At 72.0% G+C, this 21,247-nt stretch carries 15 protein-coding genes; 5 read left to right on the forward strand and 10 right to left on the reverse strand.

What is annotated here, in order from left to right; genetic code table 11:
* Window positions 1–2 precede the first annotated feature (2 nt).
* The gene (locus tag HZB25_14400) at window positions 3–1,049 is read right to left on the reverse strand and encodes a hypothetical protein (protein ID MBI5838424.1); all 1,047 of its coding nucleotides are present in this window, start codon (window positions 1,047–1,049) and stop codon (window positions 3–5) included.
* A gap of 717 nt (window positions 1,050–1,766) precedes the next feature.
* On the opposite strand from HZB25_14400, the gene HZB25_14405 reads away from it, so the two are divergent.
* Window positions 1,767–2,582 (forward strand): superoxide dismutase, encoded by an 816-nt coding sequence (locus tag HZB25_14405; protein MBI5838425.1) that lies wholly within the window; start codon window positions 1,767–1,769, stop codon window positions 2,580–2,582.
* Here the strand turns inward: HZB25_14405 and HZB25_14410 are convergent.
* From HZB25_14410 to HZB25_14425, 4 genes are read right to left on the reverse strand one after another with little or no spacing between them, the layout of a single operon-like run.
* Window positions 2,548–2,781: a hypothetical protein gene (locus HZB25_14410; GenBank protein ID MBI5838426.1), complete on the reverse strand. Its 234-nt coding sequence runs from the start codon at window positions 2,779–2,781 to the stop codon at window positions 2,548–2,550. The genes HZB25_14405 and HZB25_14410 overlap by 35 nt on opposite strands.
* A 22-nt stretch (window positions 2,782–2,803) precedes the next feature.
* Entirely contained in the window at window positions 2,804–5,119 is a 2,316-nt protein-coding gene (gene feoB, locus HZB25_14415; GenBank protein MBI5838427.1) for a ferrous iron transport protein B, read from the reverse strand.
* A gap of 22 nt (window positions 5,120–5,141) precedes the next feature.
* Entirely contained in the window at window positions 5,142–5,360 is a 219-nt protein-coding gene (locus tag HZB25_14420; protein ID MBI5838428.1) for a ferrous iron transport protein A, read from the reverse strand.
* Between the two features lie 29 nt (window positions 5,361–5,389).
* Window positions 5,390–5,941 (reverse strand): metal-dependent transcriptional regulator, encoded by a 552-nt coding sequence (locus HZB25_14425; protein MBI5838429.1) that lies wholly within the window; start codon window positions 5,939–5,941, stop codon window positions 5,390–5,392.
* A 205-nt stretch (window positions 5,942–6,146) separates the two neighbouring features.
* Between HZB25_14425 and HZB25_14430 the strand changes: the two genes are divergently transcribed.
* Window positions 6,147–8,009, forward strand: coding sequence for a metallophosphoesterase (locus HZB25_14430; protein MBI5838430.1), 1,863 nt, complete (start codon window positions 6,147–6,149; stop codon window positions 8,007–8,009).
* A 129-nt stretch (window positions 8,010–8,138) separates the two neighbouring features.
* Here HZB25_14430 and HZB25_14435 read toward each other — a convergent pair whose 3' ends face one another.
* Window positions 8,139–10,145 (reverse strand): T9SS type A sorting domain-containing protein, encoded by a 2,007-nt coding sequence (locus HZB25_14435; protein MBI5838431.1) that lies wholly within the window; start codon window positions 10,143–10,145, stop codon window positions 8,139–8,141.
* A gap of 314 nt (window positions 10,146–10,459) precedes the next feature.
* Here HZB25_14435 and HZB25_14440 point away from each other — a divergent pair, with 314 nt between their 5' ends.
* Window positions 10,460–13,771 carry a glycosyl hydrolase gene (locus tag HZB25_14440; protein ID MBI5838432.1) on the forward strand — a complete coding sequence of 1,104 codons (3,312 nt, stop codon included), beginning with the start codon at window positions 10,460–10,462 and terminating at the stop codon, window positions 13,769–13,771.
* 344 nt (window positions 13,772–14,115) lie between these two features.
* Here HZB25_14440 and HZB25_14445 read toward each other — a convergent pair whose 3' ends face one another.
* The 4 genes from HZB25_14445 to HZB25_14460 all read right to left on the reverse strand — a co-directional run bounded on the left by HZB25_14445 (window position 14,116) and on the right by HZB25_14460 (window position 18,393).
* Window positions 14,116–15,312: an ABC transporter permease gene (locus HZB25_14445; GenBank protein MBI5838433.1), complete on the reverse strand. Its 1,197-nt coding sequence runs from the start codon at window positions 15,310–15,312 to the stop codon at window positions 14,116–14,118.
* A 68-nt stretch (window positions 15,313–15,380) separates the two neighbouring features.
* The gene (locus HZB25_14450; GenBank protein MBI5838434.1) at window positions 15,381–16,511 is read right to left on the reverse strand and encodes an ABC transporter permease; all 1,131 of its coding nucleotides are present in this window, start codon (window positions 16,509–16,511) and stop codon (window positions 15,381–15,383) included.
* A gap of 71 nt (window positions 16,512–16,582) precedes the next feature.
* Window positions 16,583–17,269: an ABC transporter ATP-binding protein gene (locus HZB25_14455; GenBank protein ID MBI5838435.1), complete on the reverse strand. Its 687-nt coding sequence runs from the start codon at window positions 17,267–17,269 to the stop codon at window positions 16,583–16,585.
* Complete coding sequence (locus HZB25_14460) at window positions 17,266–18,393, reverse strand: efflux RND transporter periplasmic adaptor subunit (protein MBI5838436.1); 1,128 nt, start codon at window positions 18,391–18,393, stop codon at window positions 17,266–17,268. The genes HZB25_14455 and HZB25_14460 overlap by 4 nt, the downstream gene beginning before the upstream one ends.
* A gap of 212 nt (window positions 18,394–18,605) precedes the next feature.
* Between HZB25_14460 and HZB25_14465 the strand changes: the two genes are divergently transcribed.
* Together HZB25_14465 and HZB25_14470 are read left to right on the forward strand one after the other, a co-directional pair.
* On the forward strand, window positions 18,606–19,061 hold the full coding sequence (locus tag HZB25_14465; GenBank protein MBI5838437.1) for a hypothetical protein: 456 nt from the start codon (window positions 18,606–18,608) through the stop codon (window positions 19,059–19,061).
* Window positions 19,062–19,276: 215 nt separating this feature from the next.
* On the forward strand, window positions 19,277–21,145 hold the full coding sequence (locus HZB25_14470; GenBank protein MBI5838438.1) for an OPT/YSL family transporter: 1,869 nt from the start codon (window positions 19,277–19,279) through the stop codon (window positions 21,143–21,145).
* Window positions 21,146–21,247 lie beyond the last annotated feature (102 nt).

Consider the following 21,247-nt stretch of genomic DNA (forward strand, 5'->3'; position numbering starts at 1 on the left):
CCTCAGGGCAACCTCACGCCGCCGATCCACACGGCGACCACTACGTGCACCAGCACCGCCAGCAGCGCGGTCAGCGCCACCGGCAGGTGCGCCACGTGCCACCACCGGAACACCCGGTGGGTGGCCTCCAGCACCCGCATCTGCTGCTGCAGCGCCATCTCCCGACGCGCCATCTGCATGATGTTCTTCAGGGCCGTCGCGTCCGGGGCGGGCACGCCCGGCCGGGGATGCGACCAGCGCCGCCGTACGTCCCGGAGCGCGCGGCGGCGGGCGAGGTCGTCGGCCACCAGCTGCAGCAGCACCCGGCCCGGGCCCGTCCGGGCACCGCGGATGGGCGCCAGCGCCAGCGCGGACTCGACCTCCGTGGGGTTCAGCCCCGATTCCGCGGCGATGCGCGTGAGCAGCGCGCGCCGCTCGTTGGACACTTCGTCGCGGGTCAGTTCCAGCCCGTTCCGGCGGCGCGGGATGTGCGAGTACAGGTACCGGCCGACGATGCCGCTCATGCACACCAGCGTCATGGCGAAGTAGCCCAGCCCGATGAGCCCGGTGAAGCGCCAGCCCGCGTGCACCGCGACGATGAGCGGCAGGCTCAGCCCCGCCAGCACATGAATGCGCAGCCACGTGCCCACGTTGCCCAGCCCGCGCAGCAGGGGCACCCGTTTGCGCAGCGGGTACAGCCACATGAACAGGAAGAACCCCAGCCCGGTGAGCCCGAAGGCCAGCCCCACCGGCCCGCCCGGAAACAGCAACGAGTGCAGCGGGTCCCGGACGCGGCCCGCGCGGTCCATCAGGTAATACGGCAGGAAGCGCACCGTCACCGCAAGGGGCACGGCGAGCAGCCACGCCAGCGCGATGTCGTCCACGCGGAACGCGCGGGCTGCGCTGCCGGCCTTTTCGGTTCCAGTTTTGGGGGTGGTGCCGGAGGTCACGAGCGCGTCTGCCGGAAGGGGCAGGGCCTCGAAACTCGGGCCCGGCGGGACGTCCGCGGCCTGCGCCACGGAAGCCCGGTTCATGGTGTAGGGCCGCGCCGGGTTGATGAACTGGGACAAGCTCTCTCCTCCGTAAGCCGCCGGTGTTGAATCGCCACCTGGAGGGCGGCTGGCGCGCCTGAAGCGCGCGCGGTCATCCCTCCGGGGTGCTCCGCGACGCCACCTGTTGTTGCCGTCGCGCGCCACCGGCGGCCCCGGAGCGCGCAGTATCCGATGGGGAAGCAGCAACATCCGTGCCGCCCCCTCATTATCGTAACGCATATGCAGGATCTGTGGTTCCGACCGAAAATGAAACCCCTCATGGTGTTCAAAGCAGCCTGGCACCCGGGCAGCGCGGGCGGGAGCCGCATGGGCGCCGGATGGGCGGCCTGGCGCCCAGGGGCCGGGCCGGAGGCCGGGCCGGCAGGGCCCCGGGGAGACCGGCGGTGTCGTGTCCCTTGTGGGGAAATACTCTACACCCTCCGGGCGTGGAGAATGTCCACACGTGCCGGATCACGCGATGTCCCGCTCCTTCTCCGGGGGCCCGAAGGGGGGCCGGCGAGGCGGATCGCCACCCGGGACCGGAGCACCGAGCCGGCGGCGGGCGGGCGGATTTCGCGGCCAGCCCGGGCGGCAGAATGCGGGCCGCTCCGCGCGGGATGCAACCAGGATTCGCGGGTTGGGAGGCGCATTCTGCAATCTACAACGGTGCAGCTTCACGAAGCCCGGGCCCGGGTGGCGCATCGAACAAGAGGTTGTCCGCCGCCCCCCTGCCGCTCCCACGAGGAGGAATCATCCATGACCCGAAGAGACCTGCTCAAGTCCCTGGCTGTGGCCGCGGGCTCGAATGCCCTGCTGGCCAGCCCGTGGGTGAGTGCCGCGGCCCGCGCCGCGGGTGCCACGGGCGCCGATGCATCCGCCGCGGCCGGCGGCACATCCAGCCCGCGCGCGGCCGCGGGCGCTCCCGGGGCGTCTGCCGCCACTCCGCCGGCCCCCACCGGCCCATTCACGCTCCCGGCGCTGCCCTACGCCTTCGACGCTCTGGAGCCGCACCTGGACGCGCAGACCATGCAGATCCACCACGACAAGCACCACGCGGCCTACGTCGCGAACCTGAACAAGGCGGTGGGGTCCCTGCCGGACCTGGCCCGCCAGCCGGTGGAGGAACTGGTGCGCTCGCTGGCCACGCTGCCGGAGGCGGTGCGGACCGCGGTGCGCAATCACGGCGGCGGGCACGCCAACCACTCGCTGCTGTGGACGTCGCTTTCGAAGTCGGGCGGCCGGGCGCCGTCGGCGGAGCTGGGCCGGGCGCTGGACGCGAAGTGGGGCACGTTCGCAGGATTCCAGGAGAGATTCAACGCGGCGGCGATGAGCGTGTTCGGGAGTGGCTGGGCGTGGCTCTCGGTGGGATCCGGCGGGGAGCTGGAGATCGTGACCACTCCCAACCAGGACAGCCCGCTGAGCGCCGGCGGACGGCCGCTACTGGGGATCGACGTGTGGGAGCACGCGTACTACCTGAAGTTCCAGAACCGCCGCGCGGAGTACGTGGCCGCCTTCGCGGCGGTGGTGGACTGGGACGTCATCGCGGGTCGCTACAACGAGGCGCGGAAGTAGCAGCCGCCGGGCGCACGCTCAGCTCCAGGCCGTCTCCCCCGGGACGGCGGGGCGGGGACTCCGCCGCGGCGCACCCGGGGCAGCCTTCGCACAGCGGCGTGGGCATGCGCCGGCGCCGCACGCGCCGCGCCACCAGCCACGTGAGCGCCGCCACCGCGATGCCAGCCACCGCGTAGTCCTGCCAGCCCGCGCCGATCATGGGCGCCTCCCCCGGCGGGTCGTCATCCCAGCCCCAGCAGCCGCCCGCCCTGGTACACCGCGAACGACACGACCCAGGCCAGGGCATTCATCACCAGCACCATCGCGATCGGCCAGCGCCATGAGTTGGTCTCGCGGCGCACCACGGCCACGGTGGACATGCACTGGCACGCCAGCGCGAAGAACACCATCAGCGTGATCCCCACCAGGGGTGTGTACAGCGGGCGCCCCGTGGCGGGGTTGCGGAAGTCGCGGAACGTGGCGCGCAGTGAGCCGGCGCGGTGGCCGGCGTCGCCCAGGTTGAACACGGTGGCCATGGTCGACACCATCACCTCGCGCGCGGCGAACGAGGTGATCAGCCCGATCCCGATCCGCCAGTCGAAGCCCAGCGGCCGGATCACCGGTTCCAGCAGCCGACCGGCGCGGCCGGCGAAGGAATTGCGCAGCGTCTCCCCCGCCAGCTGGTTCTCCAGCGCCTGCGCCTTCGCGGTCTGGCCCGAGGCCTGCGCCGCGTGCGCCTGCGCGCGCAGCGCGTCCAGGCCGTTGCCGCCGCGCGGGTAGGTGGCCAGGAACCACAGCACCACCGAGATGGCCAGGATCACCGTGCCCGCCTTGCGCAGGAACAGCGCCGAGCGCTCGCGCACCGTGATCACGATGGAGCGCCACGACGGCGCCCGGTAGGGCGGCAGCTCCATCACGTAGAGCGGCTTGCCGCCGCGGAGCACGGTGCGCTTGAGCACCCATGCCACCCCCACGGCCGCCAGGATCCCCAGGAAGTACAGCGAGAAGAGCACGATGCCCGGCAGGGTGACGATGCCCACCCAGCGGTTGGGCACGAACGCGCCGATCAGCAGCGCGTACACCGGCAGGCGCGCGCTGCACGACATGAACGGCGCCACCATGATGGTGGTCAGCCGGTCGCGGCGGCTGTCAATGGTGCGCGTGGCCATGATGCCCGGGATGGCGCATGCGAACGAGGACAGCAACGGGATGAACGCGCGCCCCGAAAGCCCCACCTGGCCCATGACGCGGTCCATCAGGAACGCCGCGCGCGCCATGTAGCCGGTGTCCTCGAGCACCGAGAGGAAGAAGAACAGGATCGCGATCTGGGGCACGAATGTGATGGTGGTGCCCACGCCGGCGATGATGCCGTCCACCAGCAGCGAGCGCAGCGGACCCTCCACCATGTTGCTTTCCACCAGCCCGCCGAATGCCGCCACCACCCGCTCGATCAGGTCCATCGCGGGCCGCGCCCACGCGAACACCGACTGGAACACCGCACCCATGAGCAGCACGAAGATGACCGGGCCGAAGATCCTGTGCGTGAGCACCCGGTCAATGCGCTCGCGGGTGCGGTCGCGGCGGTCGGGCGGGGCCACGAAGGCACCGGCAAGGATGTCGGCGATCACCTCGTAGCGCCACTGGATCTCGTCGGAGCGCCAGCTCGGCGCGGCCTGGTCCAGGCGGCGGCGCAGCAGCCGCACGTCGTCCAGCACGTCGGCGGGCGCGCAGCGGGCCAGCGCGTCGTCCTCGCCGTCGTCCAGCAGCAGCGCCAGCGCCAGCTCCTGGCGGGCCCGCTCGGGCAGCGCGGAGTTGCGCGGCAGGCGGCCCTCGAGACTCTGCAGCACGCGATCCAGGTGCCGCGGGCGGCTGCGGAAGTGCGCGTTGGAGGGCTCCACGTCGCGCTCCATGTAGCGGCGCAGCGTGCCCAGCCCGGTGCCCTTGGCCGCGGAGATGGCCACCACCGGCACGCCCAGCTGCCGTTCCAGGGCCCGCTCGTCCACGCGGATACCCAGCTCGTCGGCGGCGTCCATCATGTTGAGCGCCAGGATCAGCGGCCGTCCCAGCTCGATGACCTGCAGCGCGAGATAAAGGTTGCGGTCGAGGTGGGTGACATCCACCACGAACACCACCAGGTCCGGCGCCTGGGTATCCGACTGCAGCCCCAGCAGCACGTCGCGCACGATCACTTCGTCGGGCGAGCCCGGGCGCAGGCTGTAGCTGCCCGGCAGGTCCAGCAACTCCACGCGCGCGCCCGAAGGCAGCGTGCACAGGCCGGTCTTCTTCTCCACGGTCACGCCGGGGTAGTTGGCCACCTTCTGGCGCAGGCCGGGGAGCTTGTTGAAGAGGGTGGAGTTGCCGGCGTTAGGGTTGCCCAGGATGGCGATGCGGCGCGGTCGCGCCGGGGTCCGGCTCCTCGAAGGTCCCGCGGCGGCGGGGCCCGTCGCATCCGCCCCGGCGGCGCGCTCGTCCGTCCCGGCGGTGGGTGCGCCGGCCGTGGCGGAATGCGCGCCGGCGGGAGCCGCCGTCGCCGGGGCCAGCTGCAGCCCGGGCTTCATCGCCCGGCCCTTGGTCCTTCGCTCAGCGCGCGACCACATGGATGCGCGATGCCTCCGAGCGGCGGATGGAGATGTGGATGTCGCGGAGCTTGAGCTCCACCGGATCGCCCAGCGGGGCCAGGCGCACCATCTCGATCTGGGTGCCCGGCACCAGCCCCAGCTCCATGAGACGGCCCACGATCACGGGGTCGCCGTCCAGGCGCAGGATCTCGCCGCGCTCGCCGGGCACGAGCTCCGCCAGGGGGCGCGCGACCTCCCCCGACGCGCCGTTCACTTCGCTTCGGTCTCGCACTTGAGTTCGCGGGTCAGGGAGTCGTGCAGGCAGGCGCCGCCGCACAGGTCGCACTCGCCGGGGGCCTCCTCGGTGCAGCCGCGCGGGTGGGCGCTGTAGGCTTCGCGGAACTGCAACGCGGCGGGATGCTCGGAGCGCATGAAGGCGGTGAGGCACACCAGCTCGATCATCACCTCGGGGCTCACCAGGTGCTCGATCATGCAGGCGTCTTCCTGGGCCACCGCCTCGGGCACGCCGAGCATCTCGGTGAGGAACACGGTGAGCACGTGGCGGCTCGATTCGGTGCGCTTCGCCAGGCGGCCGCCGGTCGCGGTGAGCTCCACGCATCCGTAGCGCTCGTGGTTCACCAGCCCGCGCGCATGCAGCGTCTGCATCATGGAAGTGACCCCGCTGCGCGACACCCCCAGGCGCAGGGCGACGTCGCTGACGCGGGCATAGCCCTTTTCGGTCTTGATCGCGGCCACCGCCTGGAGATAGTGGACCATGGAATGCGACACTTCCTTTTCGCCGAAGCGTTTCCAGACATCCACGGGCACCTCCAAGTGGGATTTTCGGCACCTGAATCTTGTTTAGTTAGGTTAACATTTGGGTTGGCTGCCGTCAAGCCGGGGGGCCGGCCCCCCCCCGAGGTGCAGGCCGCGGCTCTCGGACCGAGCCGGTAAGCTGATTTTGAGCATCGCTTTACGACAGCGCGTCGTCCGACGGATCGCCACCCCCTGCCCCAGGAGCCGCCGCATGCGCCTCGCCTCCACCCGGATCGCCCGGGCTCTATTCGTGCTCGCGGGAGTAGTTGGGCTCGCGGGCCCGCCCTCGGCCAGCGGGGAAGCCCGGGGATCGTCCGTCGCCGCCGCGGCCGCCGCGCCGCCCGCGCCAGCCTCCCCGCAGGCAGGGGCGGCTCCCTGCGCGTTCCCGGACGCGCTCCACGAACTCGGCGCGCTGCACGGCATCTATCGCCCGTTGTCCACGATGCCTTCGCTGTTGCGCTCCGGAGACACGCTCACGGTGTGGATGCGCGCGCCCGGGGCGGCCGCCGCATGGCGGGCCGGGCTTCGGTACGGCACCCTCGCGGTGCCGCTCGTGCCGCTCGCGGCGGCCCCACCCGGCACCCCGTCTCCGGGCTTCCGCCACGTCCGTTTCAGAGTGCCGCCCGGCACTCCCGAGGAGCTCTACGACCTGGTGGTCGTCTCCGACAGCACCGGCCCGGACACTTCCCGGCACTCGGTGAAGGTGCTCCGCGAATTCCGCCGCGAGTACTACTTCGCCCAGGTCTCCGACACGCACTTCCCCACCCGGCGACTCTCCGTGTCTCCGCTGTGGGGCCCGTGCGACACGTCCGGGCTGCCCGACATCAACGCGGTGATCGAGGACCTGAACCTGATCCATCCCGAGTTCGTGCTGCACACCGGCGACCTGGTGAACGAGGGATACCTGCAGGAGACCTACCGCGCCTACACCTTCGCGCGCGTGAAGCAGCATCTGCTCCGCTTCCGCGACCCGCTCTTCCTGGTGCCCGGCAACCACGACATCGGCGGCTCCCCGATCCTGCAGGCCCCCGCCGGCACCGCGCGCAAGGAGTGGTGGCGGGCATTCGGCTGGGAGGGCTTCCTGGACTCCCCGCCACCCGACTACGCCTGCCACTCGCAGATGTACAGCTTCGACTACGGCCCGCTGCACCTCACCGGGATGGAGACCTACATCAACTACGACAGCTACGACTCCGGGCGCTACGGCGCGTACAGTTTCACGCAGGAGCAACTGAACTGGCTGGCGCGCGACCTGGCCGCCGCCGGCGGGAGGCACAAGCTCCTCTTCTATCACTACGACTTCAAGCACCAGCTGGACGTGCGCACCCTGGGAGTGGACGGGGCGGTGTTCGGGCACGAGCACAGCCAGCGGGAGCGCAGCCGTGACATTCCGTTCGACCTGGAGACCGGGGAAGTGTGCGACGGCGCGCGCACCTACCGCATCTTCCGCGTGCGGGACGGCGTGGTCACTCCGACCTTGATGCAGCACGCGGACGGGAGCCTGCGCCAGGACTGGGACGGGCCCAACGACGGGACGCGCGCGCGCGCGGCGGTGCTGGTCACCAACTCCTCGGCGGAGACCTGGGAGCACGCGCAGGTGGTCTTCCACATGCAGGACCGGGACTCGGCCTACGCCGCGGGGTGCGGCACGGTGGCACAGGTGGTGCGCGAGGGCGGGATGGCGCACGTGTACGTGGACTGCGTGCTTCCGGGCGGCGGAGCGTCCACGGTGATCTCGGTGTTCCCGGCCTCCGCGGGCGCACCCGGGCCCTGCGGTGCGCCCTTCCGGGCGCCGCACCTGCTGCGACCCTCCCCGAACCCGTGGCGCGTGGCGGGCGGACCGCTGGCGCTGCGCTACGCGCTCTCCGCGCCGGGCGAGGCGCGCATCGAAGTGTTCGACGTGGCCGGCCGGCGGGTGGCCACGCTGGCCGATGCGCGGTCTTCCGCGGGGCCGCACTCGATCACGTGGGATGGGCGGACGGCCTCGGCGAAGCCGCTGGCTGCGGGGCTCTACATCGTCCGGCTGGCCTCCGGGGGCGTGGTGCGCGCGGCGCGATTCGTGGCGCTGCCGTGAGGGGTGCGCCCGCACCCGGGGAGAGGTCTCCGAGGATGTGACGCCCGGCAGGTCTCCACGCCGGCCCCACGACGAAGGGGGGCAGCTCGCGGCCGTCCCCCTTGCGTTCGCTGCCGAACTGAACGCCTATCACTTGAGCAGCACCATCCTCCGCGTCGTCGTCCGCCCGGCCGAGACCAGCCGCGCGAAGTAGATTCCCGAGGCGGCGGGGCGGCCGCTTTCCAGCCTCCCATTCCATGTGGCGGCATGCGTGCCCTCGCTGGACACCACCGGGTTCAGCACCACCAGGCACCGGCCGGCCACGTCGCAGATCTCGACGCGCGCCGGCGCGGCGCCGGCCAGCTCGTACTCGATTCGCACGGCGGCGCGGAACGGGTTGGGGGTCACGGCGCGGATGCCGAACGCGGCGGCCGGCGTGGCCACCCGCGCGGTGCGCGAGAATGTCCACGCTCCGTATTCCCTCCAGCCGACCTGGTAGTAGTACTCCCTTCCGGGGCGCGCGGTGCGGTCCACGGCGTGGTATGCGTCGGGGCCGGCGCCGGGGATCACGAGCGCCTCGAGCTCCTCGAACGGCCCTGCGGCGGCCGGGGCGCGGAAGACCCGCAGCCGGGGCGTGCCTTCCACGTGCGCCCACCACTCGAGCTCCACCGCCCCGTTCGCCGCCACCGCCTGCACGCTGCCCATGGTGACCGGCGAGGGCCCGGTGATGCCGGCCTGGTTGAACTTCGCGAGGTAGATGCCGGAGGTGACGCGGTGGTCGTCCCAGGCCACCAGCACGCCGCCGGAGCCATCGGCGACGGACACCATCGCCGAGGTGAAGTCCACGTTGTGCGAGAGGCACAGGGCCAGGCCATTGGCGGTCCATTGGGGCGCGCCGGCGGAGCCGAGGCGCTGGCCGAACATGTCCCAGGTGCTGTTGCGGAAGTCCACCCACGTGATGATGGCGCCGCCGGCCCCGTCGGTGACCACGCGCGGGTATTCCTGGGGCAGGGCGGTGTTGCACACCACCACGCCGTTGGCGGTCCATTGCGCCGCGCCGGAGGAGTTCAGGCGCTGCGCGTAGATGTCCATGTCGCCGGCGTTGCGGCTGTCGTACCAGGCGAGGATGGTGCCGGTGCCGCCGTCGGAGCACAGCTGGGCGCCGGACTGGTCGGAGGCCGCGTTGCACACGGTGGTTCCCGACGCGCCCCACTGCTTGGCGCCGGAGGAATTCAGCCGCTGCGCGAACACGTCCGTCGCCCCGCCCGAGGACACCGAGTACGAAATGACTGCGCCGCCGGCGCCGTCGCCCAGCACCGCCACGTCGGACACGTTGTTGGCGCCGTTGTAGAGCGCCACGCCGTCGGCGGTCCAGCTGAGCGATCCCGCCGAGGTCACGCGCTGCGCGTACAGGCTGATGGGCGTGGAGGTGCCGAAGGGCGCGTTGCGCTGGTCCAGCCACGCCACGACGGCCCCGCCGGAGCCGTCGGTGTCCATGCGCGGCGTGTACTGGTTCTGCGGCAGCGCGCACACGGTCATGCCGCCGGCGGTCCAGCCGGAGGCCACCGTGCCGTTGGACGCGATGTGCGACACCCACAGGTCGTAGGATCCGAAAGTGTCCGAGTTGGCCTGCTGCCACGCCACGATCACGCCGCCGGCGCCGTCCGACACCGCCGCCGGGGAGCCCGCGCCCGAGCCCACCGCGGCGCGCGAGACGGCCACCGAGGTGTCGGGCCAGCCCGGCGCGATCACGCCGGTGGCGCCCACGCGCAAGGCACGCACCTGGAGCCGCGCGCTGGCCGAGTCCTGCTCCTGCCACACCGCGATGGCCCCGCCCGAACCGTCGGGCACGGCCACCAGGTTCACGCCCGAGGTCTTGATCTTCGAGTACTGCAGTCCCGGCGTGACCACCGCCGGGTCCACCGCGCCGGTGGAAAGCACGTGATGCATGGTGAGCCGGTAGGCCGAGTTGCGGTTGTCGGCCCAGAACAGGATGGCTCCCCCGCCGCCGTCGCCGGTCATGGCGGGGTTCAGCTGGCCGCTGCCGGAAGTGCCGACCGGCCGGCCGTCGGTGGGCCAGTACGCGAATGCCGGGGAAAGTGGCGCCAGGGCCGACAGGAAGAGAATTGCCGCGATGAGGCAGGCGCGCCGCGCCATGGGGACCTCCGTGTGCTGAAGGTGGCTGCATCGGCGCTTCCTTGCGCCGCGGGCGGCTCACCGTCCGGGATGAATGTAGGGCAGGCACTCGTGCCTGCCAAGTCGCCGGCCAATTCGATGGTTTACGGTATACGGCAGGCGGGGATGGCCAGCCTGCCGTCCGTCCCCGCCCGGAATGCGTGGGTGCCCGCCCTACCCCCTCGACACCGGCCCGCTTCCGGGGGCATAGTCACGGCTCTGCTTGTCTTTCCGCGCCTCTCGCGCCGCGGGGGGCCACTGTTGAACCCGTGCTCGCACGGAAGGAGCATGTCCCGATGAGAACCGCTCTTGCCGCACTCGCCCTGCTGGGCTGCGCCGTCCTGGCCGACCCGGCCGCCTGCAAGTCCCCCGACAAGCCCGCGAAGACGCCCAAGGCCGCCAAGGCCTCGCCCTCGGGCCCGGACTCGCTGCTGCGCGCGTCCACCTTCTCGGGGCTGAAGCTGCGCGGCATCGGCCCGGCGGTGACTTCCGGCCGGATCATTGATATCGCGATCCCGCCGGGCGACCCGCACACCTGGTACGTGGCCGTGGCCTCCGGCAACGTGTGGAAGACCTCCAACGCCGGCACCACCTGGGAGCCCATCTTCGACGACCAGGGCTCCTACTCCATCGGCTGCCTGGCCGTGGATCCCAAGCACCCGCTCACGGTGTGGGTGGGCACCGGGGAAAACAACAGCCAGCGCAGCGTGGGTTACGGCGACGGCGTGTACAAATCGGTGGACGGCGGGCGCAATTGGGCCCACATGGGCCTGAAGGAGTCCGAGCACGTGGGCATGATCGCCATCGATCCGCGGGACCCGAACGTGGTGTACGTGGCCGCGCAGGGCCCGCTGTGGCGCGAGGGCGGCGACCGCGGTCTTTACCGGACCGGCGACGGCGGAAAGACCTGGACGAGGGTGCTGCACGTGGACGACCGCACCGGCGTGAGCGAGGTGCGCTTCGACCCGCGCGATCCCGACGTGATGTACGCGACCGCCTACGAGCGGCACCGGCGCGTGTGGACCCTGATTGACGGCGGCCCCGGCTCGGGCCTCTACAAGAGCACCGACGCCGGCAGGACCTGGAGCAAGCTCACCAACGGGCTGCCGCGCGGCGACATCGGCCGCATCGGCCTGGCCATCCCGCCGTCCAACCCGGACATGGTCTACGCCATGGTGGAGGCTCCCGACACCTCGCGCGGCATCTTCCGCTCCGACGACGGCGGCGCCAACTTCGAGAAGGTGAGCGGCTACTGCAGCGGCAGCCCCCAGTACTACCAGGAGATGATCCCCGACCCGGTCAACCCCGACCGCGTGTATTCCATGGACACCTGGATGATGGTCACGCAGGACGGCGGCCGCACCTGGCGCCGGGTGGGCGAGCGCTTCAAGCACGTGGACAACCACGCGCTGTGGATCGACTCCACCGACACCGCGCACATGATCGCCGGCTGCGACGGGGGCCTGTACCAGACCTTCGACCGCGGCGCCACCTGGGCGTTCTGCGCCAACCTGCCGGTGACGCAGTTCTACAAGCTGACGGTGGACAACGCCCTGCCGTTCTACAACGTGTACGGCGGCACCCAGGACAACTACACCCTCGGCGGCCCCTCGCGCACCAACACGGTGAGCGGCATCCGCAACAGCGACTGGTTCGTCACCACCGGCGGCGACGGGTTCCAGAGCCAGGTGGATCCCGAGGACCCCAACATCGTGTATTCGGAGTCGCAGCACGCCGGGATCGTGCGCTTCGACCGGCGCAGCGGCGAGGAGACCGGCATCCAGCCCCAGCCCGGCCCCGGCGAGCCAGCCTCGCGCTGGAACTGGGATTCGCCCCTGATCATCAGCCCGTTCTCCCACACGAGGCTGTACCTGGCCTCGCAGCGCCTGTGGCGCAGCGACGACCGCGGCGACTCGTGGAAGCCGGTCAGCCCGGACCTCACCCGCCAGATCGACCGCAACCGCCTCAAGGTGGCCGGCAGGGTGTGGGGCGTGGACGCGGTGGCCAAGAACACCTCCACGTCGTTCTACGGAAACATCGTATCGCTGGCGGAGTCGCCGAAGGTCGAGGGCCTGCTGTTCGTGGGCACCGACGACGGGCTGGTGCAGGTGAGCGAGGACGGCGGCGGCGCGTGGCGCGCGGAGTCGCGCTTCCCGGGCGTACCGGACCTCTCCTACGTGTCGCGCCTGGTGGCCTCGCAGCACGATGACCGGGTGGTGTACGCCACCTTCGACAACCACAAGACCGGCGACTTCAAACCCTACGTGCTGCGCAGTCCCGACCGCGGCCGCACCTGGAAGTCGGTGGCCGGGGACCTTCCGGAGCGCGGCACCGTCTACGCCCTGGCGGAGGACCCGGTGGACCCCGCCCTGCTCTTCGCGGGCACCGAGTTCGGGGTGTTCTTCACCGCCGACGGCGGCCGCCGCTGGGTGAGGCTGCAGGGCGGCATGCCCACCATCGCGGTGAAGGACCTGGCCATCCAGAAGCGCGAGAACGACCTGGTGGTGGCCACCTTCGGCCGGGGCTTCTACATCCTCGACGACTACGCGCCGCTGCGCGGCATCTCGGCCGCGACTCTGGAGAAGCCCGCGTCGCTGTTCGGAACGCGCACCGCCCTGATGTACGTGCCCGCCTCGCCGCTGGGAGGGCGTGCGAAGTCGTTCCAGGGCGACGCGTTCTACATCGCCCCCAACCCGCCGTTCGGCGCCGTGCTCACCTACTACCTGCGCGACGGCCTGCGCTCGCGCCGCGAGGCGCGCCGCGAGCTGGAGAAGCGCGGCGGGGACGTGTACTACCCCGCATGGGACAGCCTCAAGGCCGAGGACCGCGAGGAGGAGCCGTCCATCACGCTCACCGTCACCGACGAGGACGGCAACGTGGTGCGCCGGATGTCCGGCCCGTCCGGCAGGGGATTCCAGCGCGTGGCGTGGGACCTGCGCTATCCGTCCATGGAGCCGGTGACCGAGGGCGGCCGCGAGCTCGCCCCGTGGGACCAGCCGCCCACCGGGCCCATGGCCGCGCCGGGCACCTACATGGTCTCCATGGAGCAGCGAGTGGACGGCAAGGTGACGCCACTCGCCGGGCCGGTGCGTTTCAAGGCCGAGGCGCTGGAGAACCTGTCGCTGCCGGCGAAGGACCGCGGCGCGGTGCTGGCGTTCCAGCGCAACGTCGCGCGCCTGCAGCGCGCGGTGCTGGGCGCGGGCCTCGCGGCCCGCGAAGCCCAGACGCGCCTCTCCCTGCTGCAGCGCGCCGTGGACCAGGCCCCGGCCGCAAAGGCCGAGTTGCGCGAGAAGGTGCGCGCCCTCACCCAGCGGCTCAGCGACATCCAGACCGAGCTCGACGGCGACCCGGTGAAGGGCTCGCGCAACGAGCCCACGGTGCCCGGCATCCGCGACGACGTGAGCCGCATCGTGGGCAACATCTGGAACCAGCGCTCCGAGACCCCCGGCACCGACAGGAAGTGCTACGAGGACGCGGCGCAGAAGTTCGCCGGCACCCTGGAGAAGCTGCGCACGCTGGTCAAGACCGACCTCGCCGCGCTGGACGCCGAAGCCGAGTCCATCGGCGCCCCCTGGACCCCGGGCCGCGTCCCGGAGTGGCGGCCGTAGACGGCAAGCCGCAGGCGGAACTCGGAGGGTACGCAGGGCTGGCACACATGGCGGCAGAACACGCGAGGGGGACGGCGGATCGGCCGTCCCCCTCCTCGTGTGGCATTTGCCAGGTCGCGCCGACGCCCGCCAGTGCGCAACCCTCTCCCCGGACGCGGGTGCACCCCTCACGGTGCGTCTGCGACTGACGTAGCCAGGACGGCGAAGGAGGGAGCAGCCGCAGTGATGGCTGCGCAGGATGCGCAGCCGAACGGGCCGTGAGGGGTGCACCCGCGCCCGGGGAGAGGTCTCCGAGAACCTGGCTTCAGGCGGACGGGCGGGCGGGCCGACAAGGCGCGAAAGCCCTATTCCGCCCGCAGCGCCTCCACCGGGTCCATCCGCGCCGCCCGCAATGCCGGGGCCACCCCGGCCGCCAGCCCCACCGTGAGCGCCACGACGAGCGCCGCCGCCACGATCCACGGCGGCGTGTAGGCCTCCAGGCCCGGCACCACCCCCGAGAGCAGCGCCGACCCCCCGATCCCGGCGATGAGCCCCGCCACCCCGCCCGCGGCCGAGGTGATCGCCGCCTCGCACAGGAACCACGCCAGGATGGTGCGGCGCGTGCCGCCCAGGGCGATCACCAGGCCGATCTCCTGCACCCGCTCCTGCACCACGATCCACAGGATGGTGAGGATGCCGATGGCGCCCACCAGCAGGCTGATCGCGGCGATGGCCGTCACCGTGCCGGTGACCACGTTCATGATGTTGCCCACGATCCGCACGCCGTCCTGCTGCGTCACCACGGTGACGTCGTCGGCGCGGTGCCGCTCGATCATCAGGGCGCGGGCGCGCACCGCCAGGCTCTCGCTCTCCTCGGGTGTGGCCGCCAGCAGGTCCACCTCCGCCAGCTCGCTGCGGTTGAACATGCGCAGCGCGTTGGCCACCGGCACGTAGCCGGCGTCGTCCAGGTCCAGGCCCAGGAACTGTCCCTTGGGCTCCATGAGGCCGATCACGCGGTAGCGCTCCTCCCCGATGCGCACCATCTGCCCCAGCGCGTTGAGGTCACCGAACAGCTCGCGCTTGAGCCTGGGGCCCAGCACCACCACCGGCGAGGTGCGTTCCCACTCGATATCCGGGAGGAAACTGCCCGCCGCCACGCCCATGGACCACGCCGCGGGCATGTCGCACGTGGCCCCGTACACGAACACGCGCCGGCCACGCCCCTCGTGCCGCACCAGCGCGGTCCCGAACGACACCGGCACCGCGGCCACCGCGCCGGGCAGGCGGCGCAACGCACGCCCGTCGTCCAGGGTCAGCTTGCGCGCGGTTCCGCCCACGCCGGGAATCCCCCCGGTGGACACCTTGCCCGGGTGCACCCCCACCACCGAGGTGCCGAAGCTGCTCAGCTGCCGCATCACGAAGAGCCGCGTGCCTTCGCCGATGGACGACATCAGCACCACCGCGGCGATGCCCACCGCCACGGCCAGCGCCGAGAGGCCGTAGCGCATGCGGTGCGCCCGCAGCGCCTCCAGCGAGAGACCCACCAGGTCCTCGAGGCGCACGCCCGCGCCGCGGCCGTCCGCCCCCCCCGCGGCACCCGCGCGCCCGCCGCCCGGCACGCCCGCGCCGCTCATCGCTTCCCCCGCAGCGCGTCCACCGCCGGCATGCCCGCCGCGCGGCGCGCCGGCGAGAGGCCGAACAGGCCGCCGGCGGTGAGCGCGAGCGTGACCACCGCCGCCGTCCACGCGAGGCTCGGCTCCACGGTGAACCCCGGGAACACGCCCGAGGCCAGCCGCATCAGCACCAGGCCCAACGTCAGGCCCGCGGCCGCGCCGAGCGCGGAGAGGAGCAACGCCTCGGCCAGGAACAGCGCCAGGATCTGGCGCCGGCCCGCGCCCATGGCCTTGAGCAGTCCCACCTCGGCGGTGCGCTCCGAGACCGACACCAGCATCACGTTCATGATCCCGATGCCCGCCACCGCCAGCGAGATGGCCGCGATCCCCGCGAGTGCCAGCGTGAGCGCGTCGATGATCGAGCGGAAGCTCTTCAGCATGGCGTCCTGGGTGACCAGGGTGAAGTCCTCGTCGCGGTGGCGGTCGGCGAGCACCGCGCGGATCTGCTTCTGGGCGCCGGCCACGTCCTGGGCGGAGGCCGCCTGGGTCATGATGCGGAACAGGCCCGACTGGTTGAACAGCCGCATCGCCTGCCCCACCGGAACCAGCACCAGCTCGTCGAAATCGAAGCCCAGCGATTGCCCCTTGGGTTCGAGCACGCCGATGACCCGGAACCGCGCGCGCGCCAGGCGCACCGACCGGCCCAGGGGATTGTCGCTGCCGAAGATCTCCCGGCGGACCTTGGAGCCCAGCACCACCACCGGCTCGCCGCGGCGCGGATCCCCCGGCGGCAGCAGCTGCCCGGCCGAGGCGTGCAGGTCCCGCATGCGCGCGTACGCGGCGGTGGAGCCGGCCACCAGCACGTCCCGGTGGAGGCCGCCGAACTCCACGGAGGCGGTGCCCACCGTCACCGGCGCCACGTCCACCACCGCCGGACAGCGGCGCAGCAGCGCTTCGCAATCCTCCAGCGTCAGGTCGCGCGTGCCCCCGCTGATCCCCGAGCCCACACCGAAGGTCTCGGTGCGCCCCGGCAGCACGATCACGAGGTTGGTCCCCATGCCCGCGAACTGGCCCGTGACATAGCGCTTCGCCCCCTCGCCGAGCGCGGTCAACAGCAGCACCGCGGTGACGCCGATGGCCACCGCCATCACCGTGAGGGCGGTGCGCAGCCGGTGCAGGCGCAGCGATTCCTGCGCCAGGTCCAGCAGGTCGGCGCCCCTCACGGCGGGTCCCCGTCCACGAACCTGCCGTCGCGCATGCGCAGCAGGCGGCCCGCGTGCGAGGCCACGCCGGGATCGTGCGTGACCAGCACCACCGTGAGCCCGCCGAGGTGCAGGCGCTCGATGAGCGCGACGATTTCCGCGCCGGTGTGGGAGTCGAGGTTGCCGGTGGGCTCGTCGGCCAGCAGCAGGCGCGGGCGCATCACCATGGCTCGCGCGATGGCCACGCGCTGCCGCTCGCCGCCGGAGAGCTGGTCGGGCCGGTGGTGGGCGCGGGGTGCCAGGCCCACCGAATCGAGCGCCTCGCGCACCAGCTCGCGCCGCGCCGCGGGGTCCTCGCCGGCCAGGATCAGCGGCAGCTCGACGTTGCGCGCCGCCGTCATGCGCGGCACCAGGTGGTAGGACTGGAAGATGAAGCCGATGGTGTGCCGGCGCACGCGGGCCTGCTCGTCCTCGGACAGCCCGTGCACCGGGCTGCCCTCCAGGAGGTAGGTGCCCGCGGTGGGCGCATCGAGGAGGCCGAGGATGTTGAGCAGCGTGGACTTGCCCGAGCCGGAGGAGCCCATGAGGGCCACGAACTCGCCTCGCTCCACGCGCAGCGACACGCCGTCGAGCGCGCGGACCTCGGTCTCGCCCAGCCGGTAGAACCGCGAGACCCGCTCCAGTCGCAGGAGCTCCTCGCTCACTTCCCGGCCGCTCCCACCTTGACCGCCGAGCCGGCGTGCAGGCCCTGCCGGTCGAGCGTGGTGATCACCCGCTCGCCCTCCTTGAGGCCGGTGCGCACCTGGGTCCACTCCCAGTTCTTCAGCCCGGCGGTCACGTTGCGCGCCGCCGCGCGGCCGCCGTCCAGCACCAGCACCCGCCGGCCCTCCATGACCGCCGAGCTGGGCACCCGCAGCGCGCGCTCGGTCCGCCCCAGGATCACCTCCAGGTCGGCGCTCATGCCGGGCTTGGGCGCGGGCTTTCCCGGGGCGGACGGCAGCTCCACCTCGACCTCCATGGTGCGGTTCTGCTCCTTGAGGTACTCCACCATCGGGGCCACGCGCACCAGCCGTCCCTGCCAGGTGACTCCGGGGAAGGCGTCCACGGTGACGCGCGCCGGCTGGCCGGTCTTGAGCCGCGCGGCGTCGCGCTCGTCAATGGGCGCGCTCACGTAGAGGCGGTCGGGGTCGAGCACCTCCATCACCGGCTGGCCCGGCACCACCGGCTCGCCCACCTCCACCAGGCGCCGCGTGACCACGCCGCCGAAGGGGGTGCGCACTTCCATGTGATCCAGCTCGTCCTTCGCCAGCCGTACCGCGGCCGCGGCACTCGCCACCCGCGCGTCGGCGGCGCGAGTCTCGGCGTCGGCACGCCCGTGATCGGCCATCGCCCGGTCCAGCTGTTCCTGCGACGCAAGGTCGCCGGCCTTGAGGGTGCGGACGCGATCGTAGGTCTGGCGGGCCAGCGTGGCGGCGGCGCGCGCCACCTCCCGCGCGGCGCCGGTGGCCTCCTCGTCGCGCTGCGCGGCGGCGAGGCGCGTGCGCGCGGTGGAGCCGTCGAGCAGGACCAACGCGTCCCCGGCCTTCACCCGGGCCCCTTCGCGAAAGGGGATGGCGGCCACGCGCCCGGCGCGCTCCGCCCCCAGGCGGGCCTGCGCGCGCGATTTCACCGTGCCCGCCTCGCTGTTGGCGACCAGGTCCTCCACCGGCCCGTACCCGGCCGGGGCCACCTCCACCGCGATCGGGCTCGTGCGGAAGAGCAGCCGCGCGGCGAGCAGCCCCACGACCACCAGCACCAACGCGACCCACAGGCTCCGACGAAGCGTCATGCACCCACCTCCCTTGGCGATCGTCGCGAGTTTAGCGCATCGGCCAGGCCGCGTCTTGGGCCGGCGGACCGCGAGCGGTGCCGGCAGGCCGCGCCGGGACCGCCGGCCGCTTCCTGGCCCGGCGGGCCCCGCCCGCCGCGGCACGCTTGACCGCGGGCCGGACCGGAGTAGGCTGGACCGGAACCCACCACAACTTCCAAGGAGGTCGCCCCATGGCCGCGAAGCGCCTTCTCCCGGCAGCCCTGCTGCTCCTGGCGGTGTTCGTGCTCTCGTGCGGGAGCAGCGAGATCACCGCCCCACCCAAGGATGAGATCACCGGCACCTGGAACGCCACCAAGGTCGAGTACGCGGCCACGGGCTCGTCCGCGCGCGTGGACCTGGTGTCCGCCGGCGGCACCGCCACGCTGGCGCTGCGCGCGGACAGCACCTTCCAGTACTCCGTGACGCCCGCGGGCGGCGCGCCCGCCGTCATCAACGGCCGGTGGCTGGTCGGCACCGACATCCTGACCCTCACTCCGTCCGGATCGCCGTGGTCATGGGCGTGGTCGGTGACGCTCGCGGCGGACACACTCCGGCTCACCGGCGCGAACGCCGAATACGACTTCGATTCGGACACCGTGATGGAGGCGGCGAAGTGGAACCTGGCATTCGTGCGGACGACGCGCTGACGCCCTGAAGGCCGGGAAGCCGCGGCGTGCGCGGTGCCACGCCCGGCGTTCGGCAAGACGGCGACCCGCACGCGGAACCCCGCCGGCCGGCGCCCGGCAGCCTGCATCTCGCGGGTGGAGTCGGTCCTCGCCACCTGCTAGAATGCGGCATTCGCCGTGGAGCCGGCCCCCCGGCGCTCGCGAGCACCCTTCACCACTGACGACACGAGGACCGCATGGCCAGGCCGATCAGTGTCCGTCCCCTCGAAGATCCCGCCGCCGATCCCGAACGCAACTGGCTAGCCAACACCTACCGCCCCGGAGTGCCGCAGCTGACGGTGCGGGCCGTGCTCACCGGCATGGCCATCGGCGCGGTGATGTGCTTCTCCAACCTGTACGTGTTCTTCAAGACCGGCTGGTCCATGGGCGTGACCATCACCGCGGCCATCCTGGCGTATGCGTTCTGGGAGATGATGGCCGCCGTCCGCCTCTCGCGAAGGCCGCTCACGGCGCTGGAGAACAACGCGCTCACCACCGTGGCCTCCGGCGCCGGGTTCATGACCGGCGGCGGCAATATGGCCGCCTTTGGCGCGCTGCTCATGGTCACCACGGTGCGCCCGCCCGCGGTGCCGATGATCGCGTGGTTCGGCGCGATCGCCGCACTGGGCGTGTTCACCGCGATTCCCATCAAGCGCCAGCTCATCAACCAGGAAGGCCTGGCCTTCCCCACCGGCACGGCCACCGCGGAGACGCTGCGCGCGCTCCACGGCCACGGCGACGAGGCCACGTCCGACGACGCGGGCAAGAAGCAGGCCCGCGCGCTGGGCCTGGCCTCGCTGTTCGCCGCGGGCGTGGCGTGGTTCCGCGAGGCCAAGGCGGCGTGGCTGCCCTACCCCCACCTGCCCGCGACCTTCCCATTCCCGTTCCAGATCGCGGGAAGGCCGGCGGCCGACTGGACCCTGGCGCTCAAGACCGAGGTGGTGATGCTGGGGGCGGGCGCGCTGATGAGCTTCCGCACCGGGTGGTCGCTGCTGCTGGGCGGGGTCCTGACCTACGGATTCCTGGCCCCTTCGCTCCATGCCCGCGGCATGATCCCCGAAGTGTCGTACAAGGCCATCGTCGGCTGGACGGTCTGGCCGGGCGCGGCCATCCTGGTGGCCGCGGGGCTCACCTCGTTCGCCATGGACTGGAAGAGCGTGGCCCGCTCGTTCTCGGGCCTCACGGGAATGTTCTCGAAGAAGAAGGCGGGCGCGGTCGCGGATCCGATGGACGCGGTGGACTGCCCCGGGTGGTGGTTCCCCGCGGGCTTCGTGGTGCTGGGGCCGATCGTGGTGGTGCTGATGACGTTCCTGTTCCAGATCCCGTGGTGGGCGGGCCTGGTGGCCGTGCCGCTGGCGGTGGTGATGGGCTTCGTCGCCTCGCGCGTGACCGGCGAGACCGACGTAACCCCCACCAAGGCGCTGGGACCCGTCACGCAACTGGTGTACGGCGTGATCACTCCCGGCAACCTCTCCGGCAACATCATGAGCGCCAACGTGACCGGCGGGATCGGTCTGCACGCGGCCGATCTGCTCACCACGCTCAAGACCGGCTGGCTGCTGGGCGGCAATCCGCGGGTGCAGTTCTACGCCCAGCTCTTCGGGGTGGTGGCCGGCGCGGCCGTGGTTGTGCCCGCGTTCAACCTCCTCTTCCCCGACCCCTCGGTGCTGGGCAGCGACGCCTGGCCGGCCCCCTCGTGCCTGGTGTGGGCGGGGGTGTCCAAGGCCTTCGCCGGCGGCGTGGGCGGCATGGACGCCATGGCCAAGATGGGCATCGTGGTGGGATTGCTGCTGGGGGCCGGGCTGGCGGTGATGGAGAAGACCACGCCGAAGCGCCTCCGCCACCTGGTGCCCTCGCCCTCGGGCCTCGGGATCGCCATGGTGATCCCGGGCAGCAACGCCGTCTCGATGTTCCTCGGCGCGCTCATCGCCCGCGTGATGCAGGCGGGCAACCCGGCGATGGCGCAGCGCTACGTGGTGCCCGTCAGCTCGGGCCTCATCGCCGGCGAGAGCCTGATGGGCGTGTTCATCGCCATGATGATCGTGTTCGGGGTGTTCACCAAGTGACGCAGGGCGGGCATTCATGCCCGCCAAAGACGTGTTCGATGGGACGCAGGCAGGCATCCATGCCTGCCAGGGACGAGTTCGATCGGGGATCGGCGGGCTTGC

The organism is Candidatus Eisenbacteria bacterium, from assembly GCA_016235265.1.
Taxonomy (GTDB): domain Bacteria; phylum Eisenbacteria; class RBG-16-71-46; order RBG-16-71-46; family JACRLI01; genus JACRLI01.

Excerpts from the sequence above, each read along its gene's own strand:
- HZB25_14405 (MBI5838425.1), top strand. The coding sequence starts at position 1,767 with ATGACCCGAAGAGACCTGCTCAAGTCCCTGGCTGTGGCCGCGGGCTCG.
- HZB25_14410 (MBI5838426.1), bottom strand. The coding sequence starts at position 2,781 with ATGATCGGCGCGGGCTGGCAGGACTACGCGGTGGCTGGCATCGCGGTG.
- feoB (MBI5838427.1), bottom strand. The coding sequence starts at position 5,119 with ATGAAGCCCGGGCTGCAGCTGGCCCCGGCGACGGCGGCTCCCGCCGGC.
- HZB25_14430 (MBI5838430.1), top strand. The coding sequence starts at position 6,147 with ATGCGCCTCGCCTCCACCCGGATCGCCCGGGCTCTATTCGTGCTCGCG.
- HZB25_14435 (MBI5838431.1), bottom strand. The coding sequence starts at position 10,145 with ATGGCGCGGCGCGCCTGCCTCATCGCGGCAATTCTCTTCCTGTCGGCC.
- HZB25_14440 (MBI5838432.1), top strand. The coding sequence starts at position 10,460 with ATGAGAACCGCTCTTGCCGCACTCGCCCTGCTGGGCTGCGCCGTCCTG.
- HZB25_14450 (MBI5838434.1), bottom strand. The coding sequence starts at position 16,511 with ATGGCGGTGGCCATCGGCGTCACCGCGGTGCTGCTGTTGACCGCGCTC.
- HZB25_14460 (MBI5838436.1), bottom strand. The coding sequence starts at position 18,393 with ATGACGCTTCGTCGGAGCCTGTGGGTCGCGTTGGTGCTGGTGGTCGTG.
- HZB25_14465 (MBI5838437.1), top strand. The coding sequence starts at position 18,606 with ATGGCCGCGAAGCGCCTTCTCCCGGCAGCCCTGCTGCTCCTGGCGGTG.
- HZB25_14470 (MBI5838438.1), top strand. The coding sequence starts at position 19,277 with ATGGCCAGGCCGATCAGTGTCCGTCCCCTCGAAGATCCCGCCGCCGAT.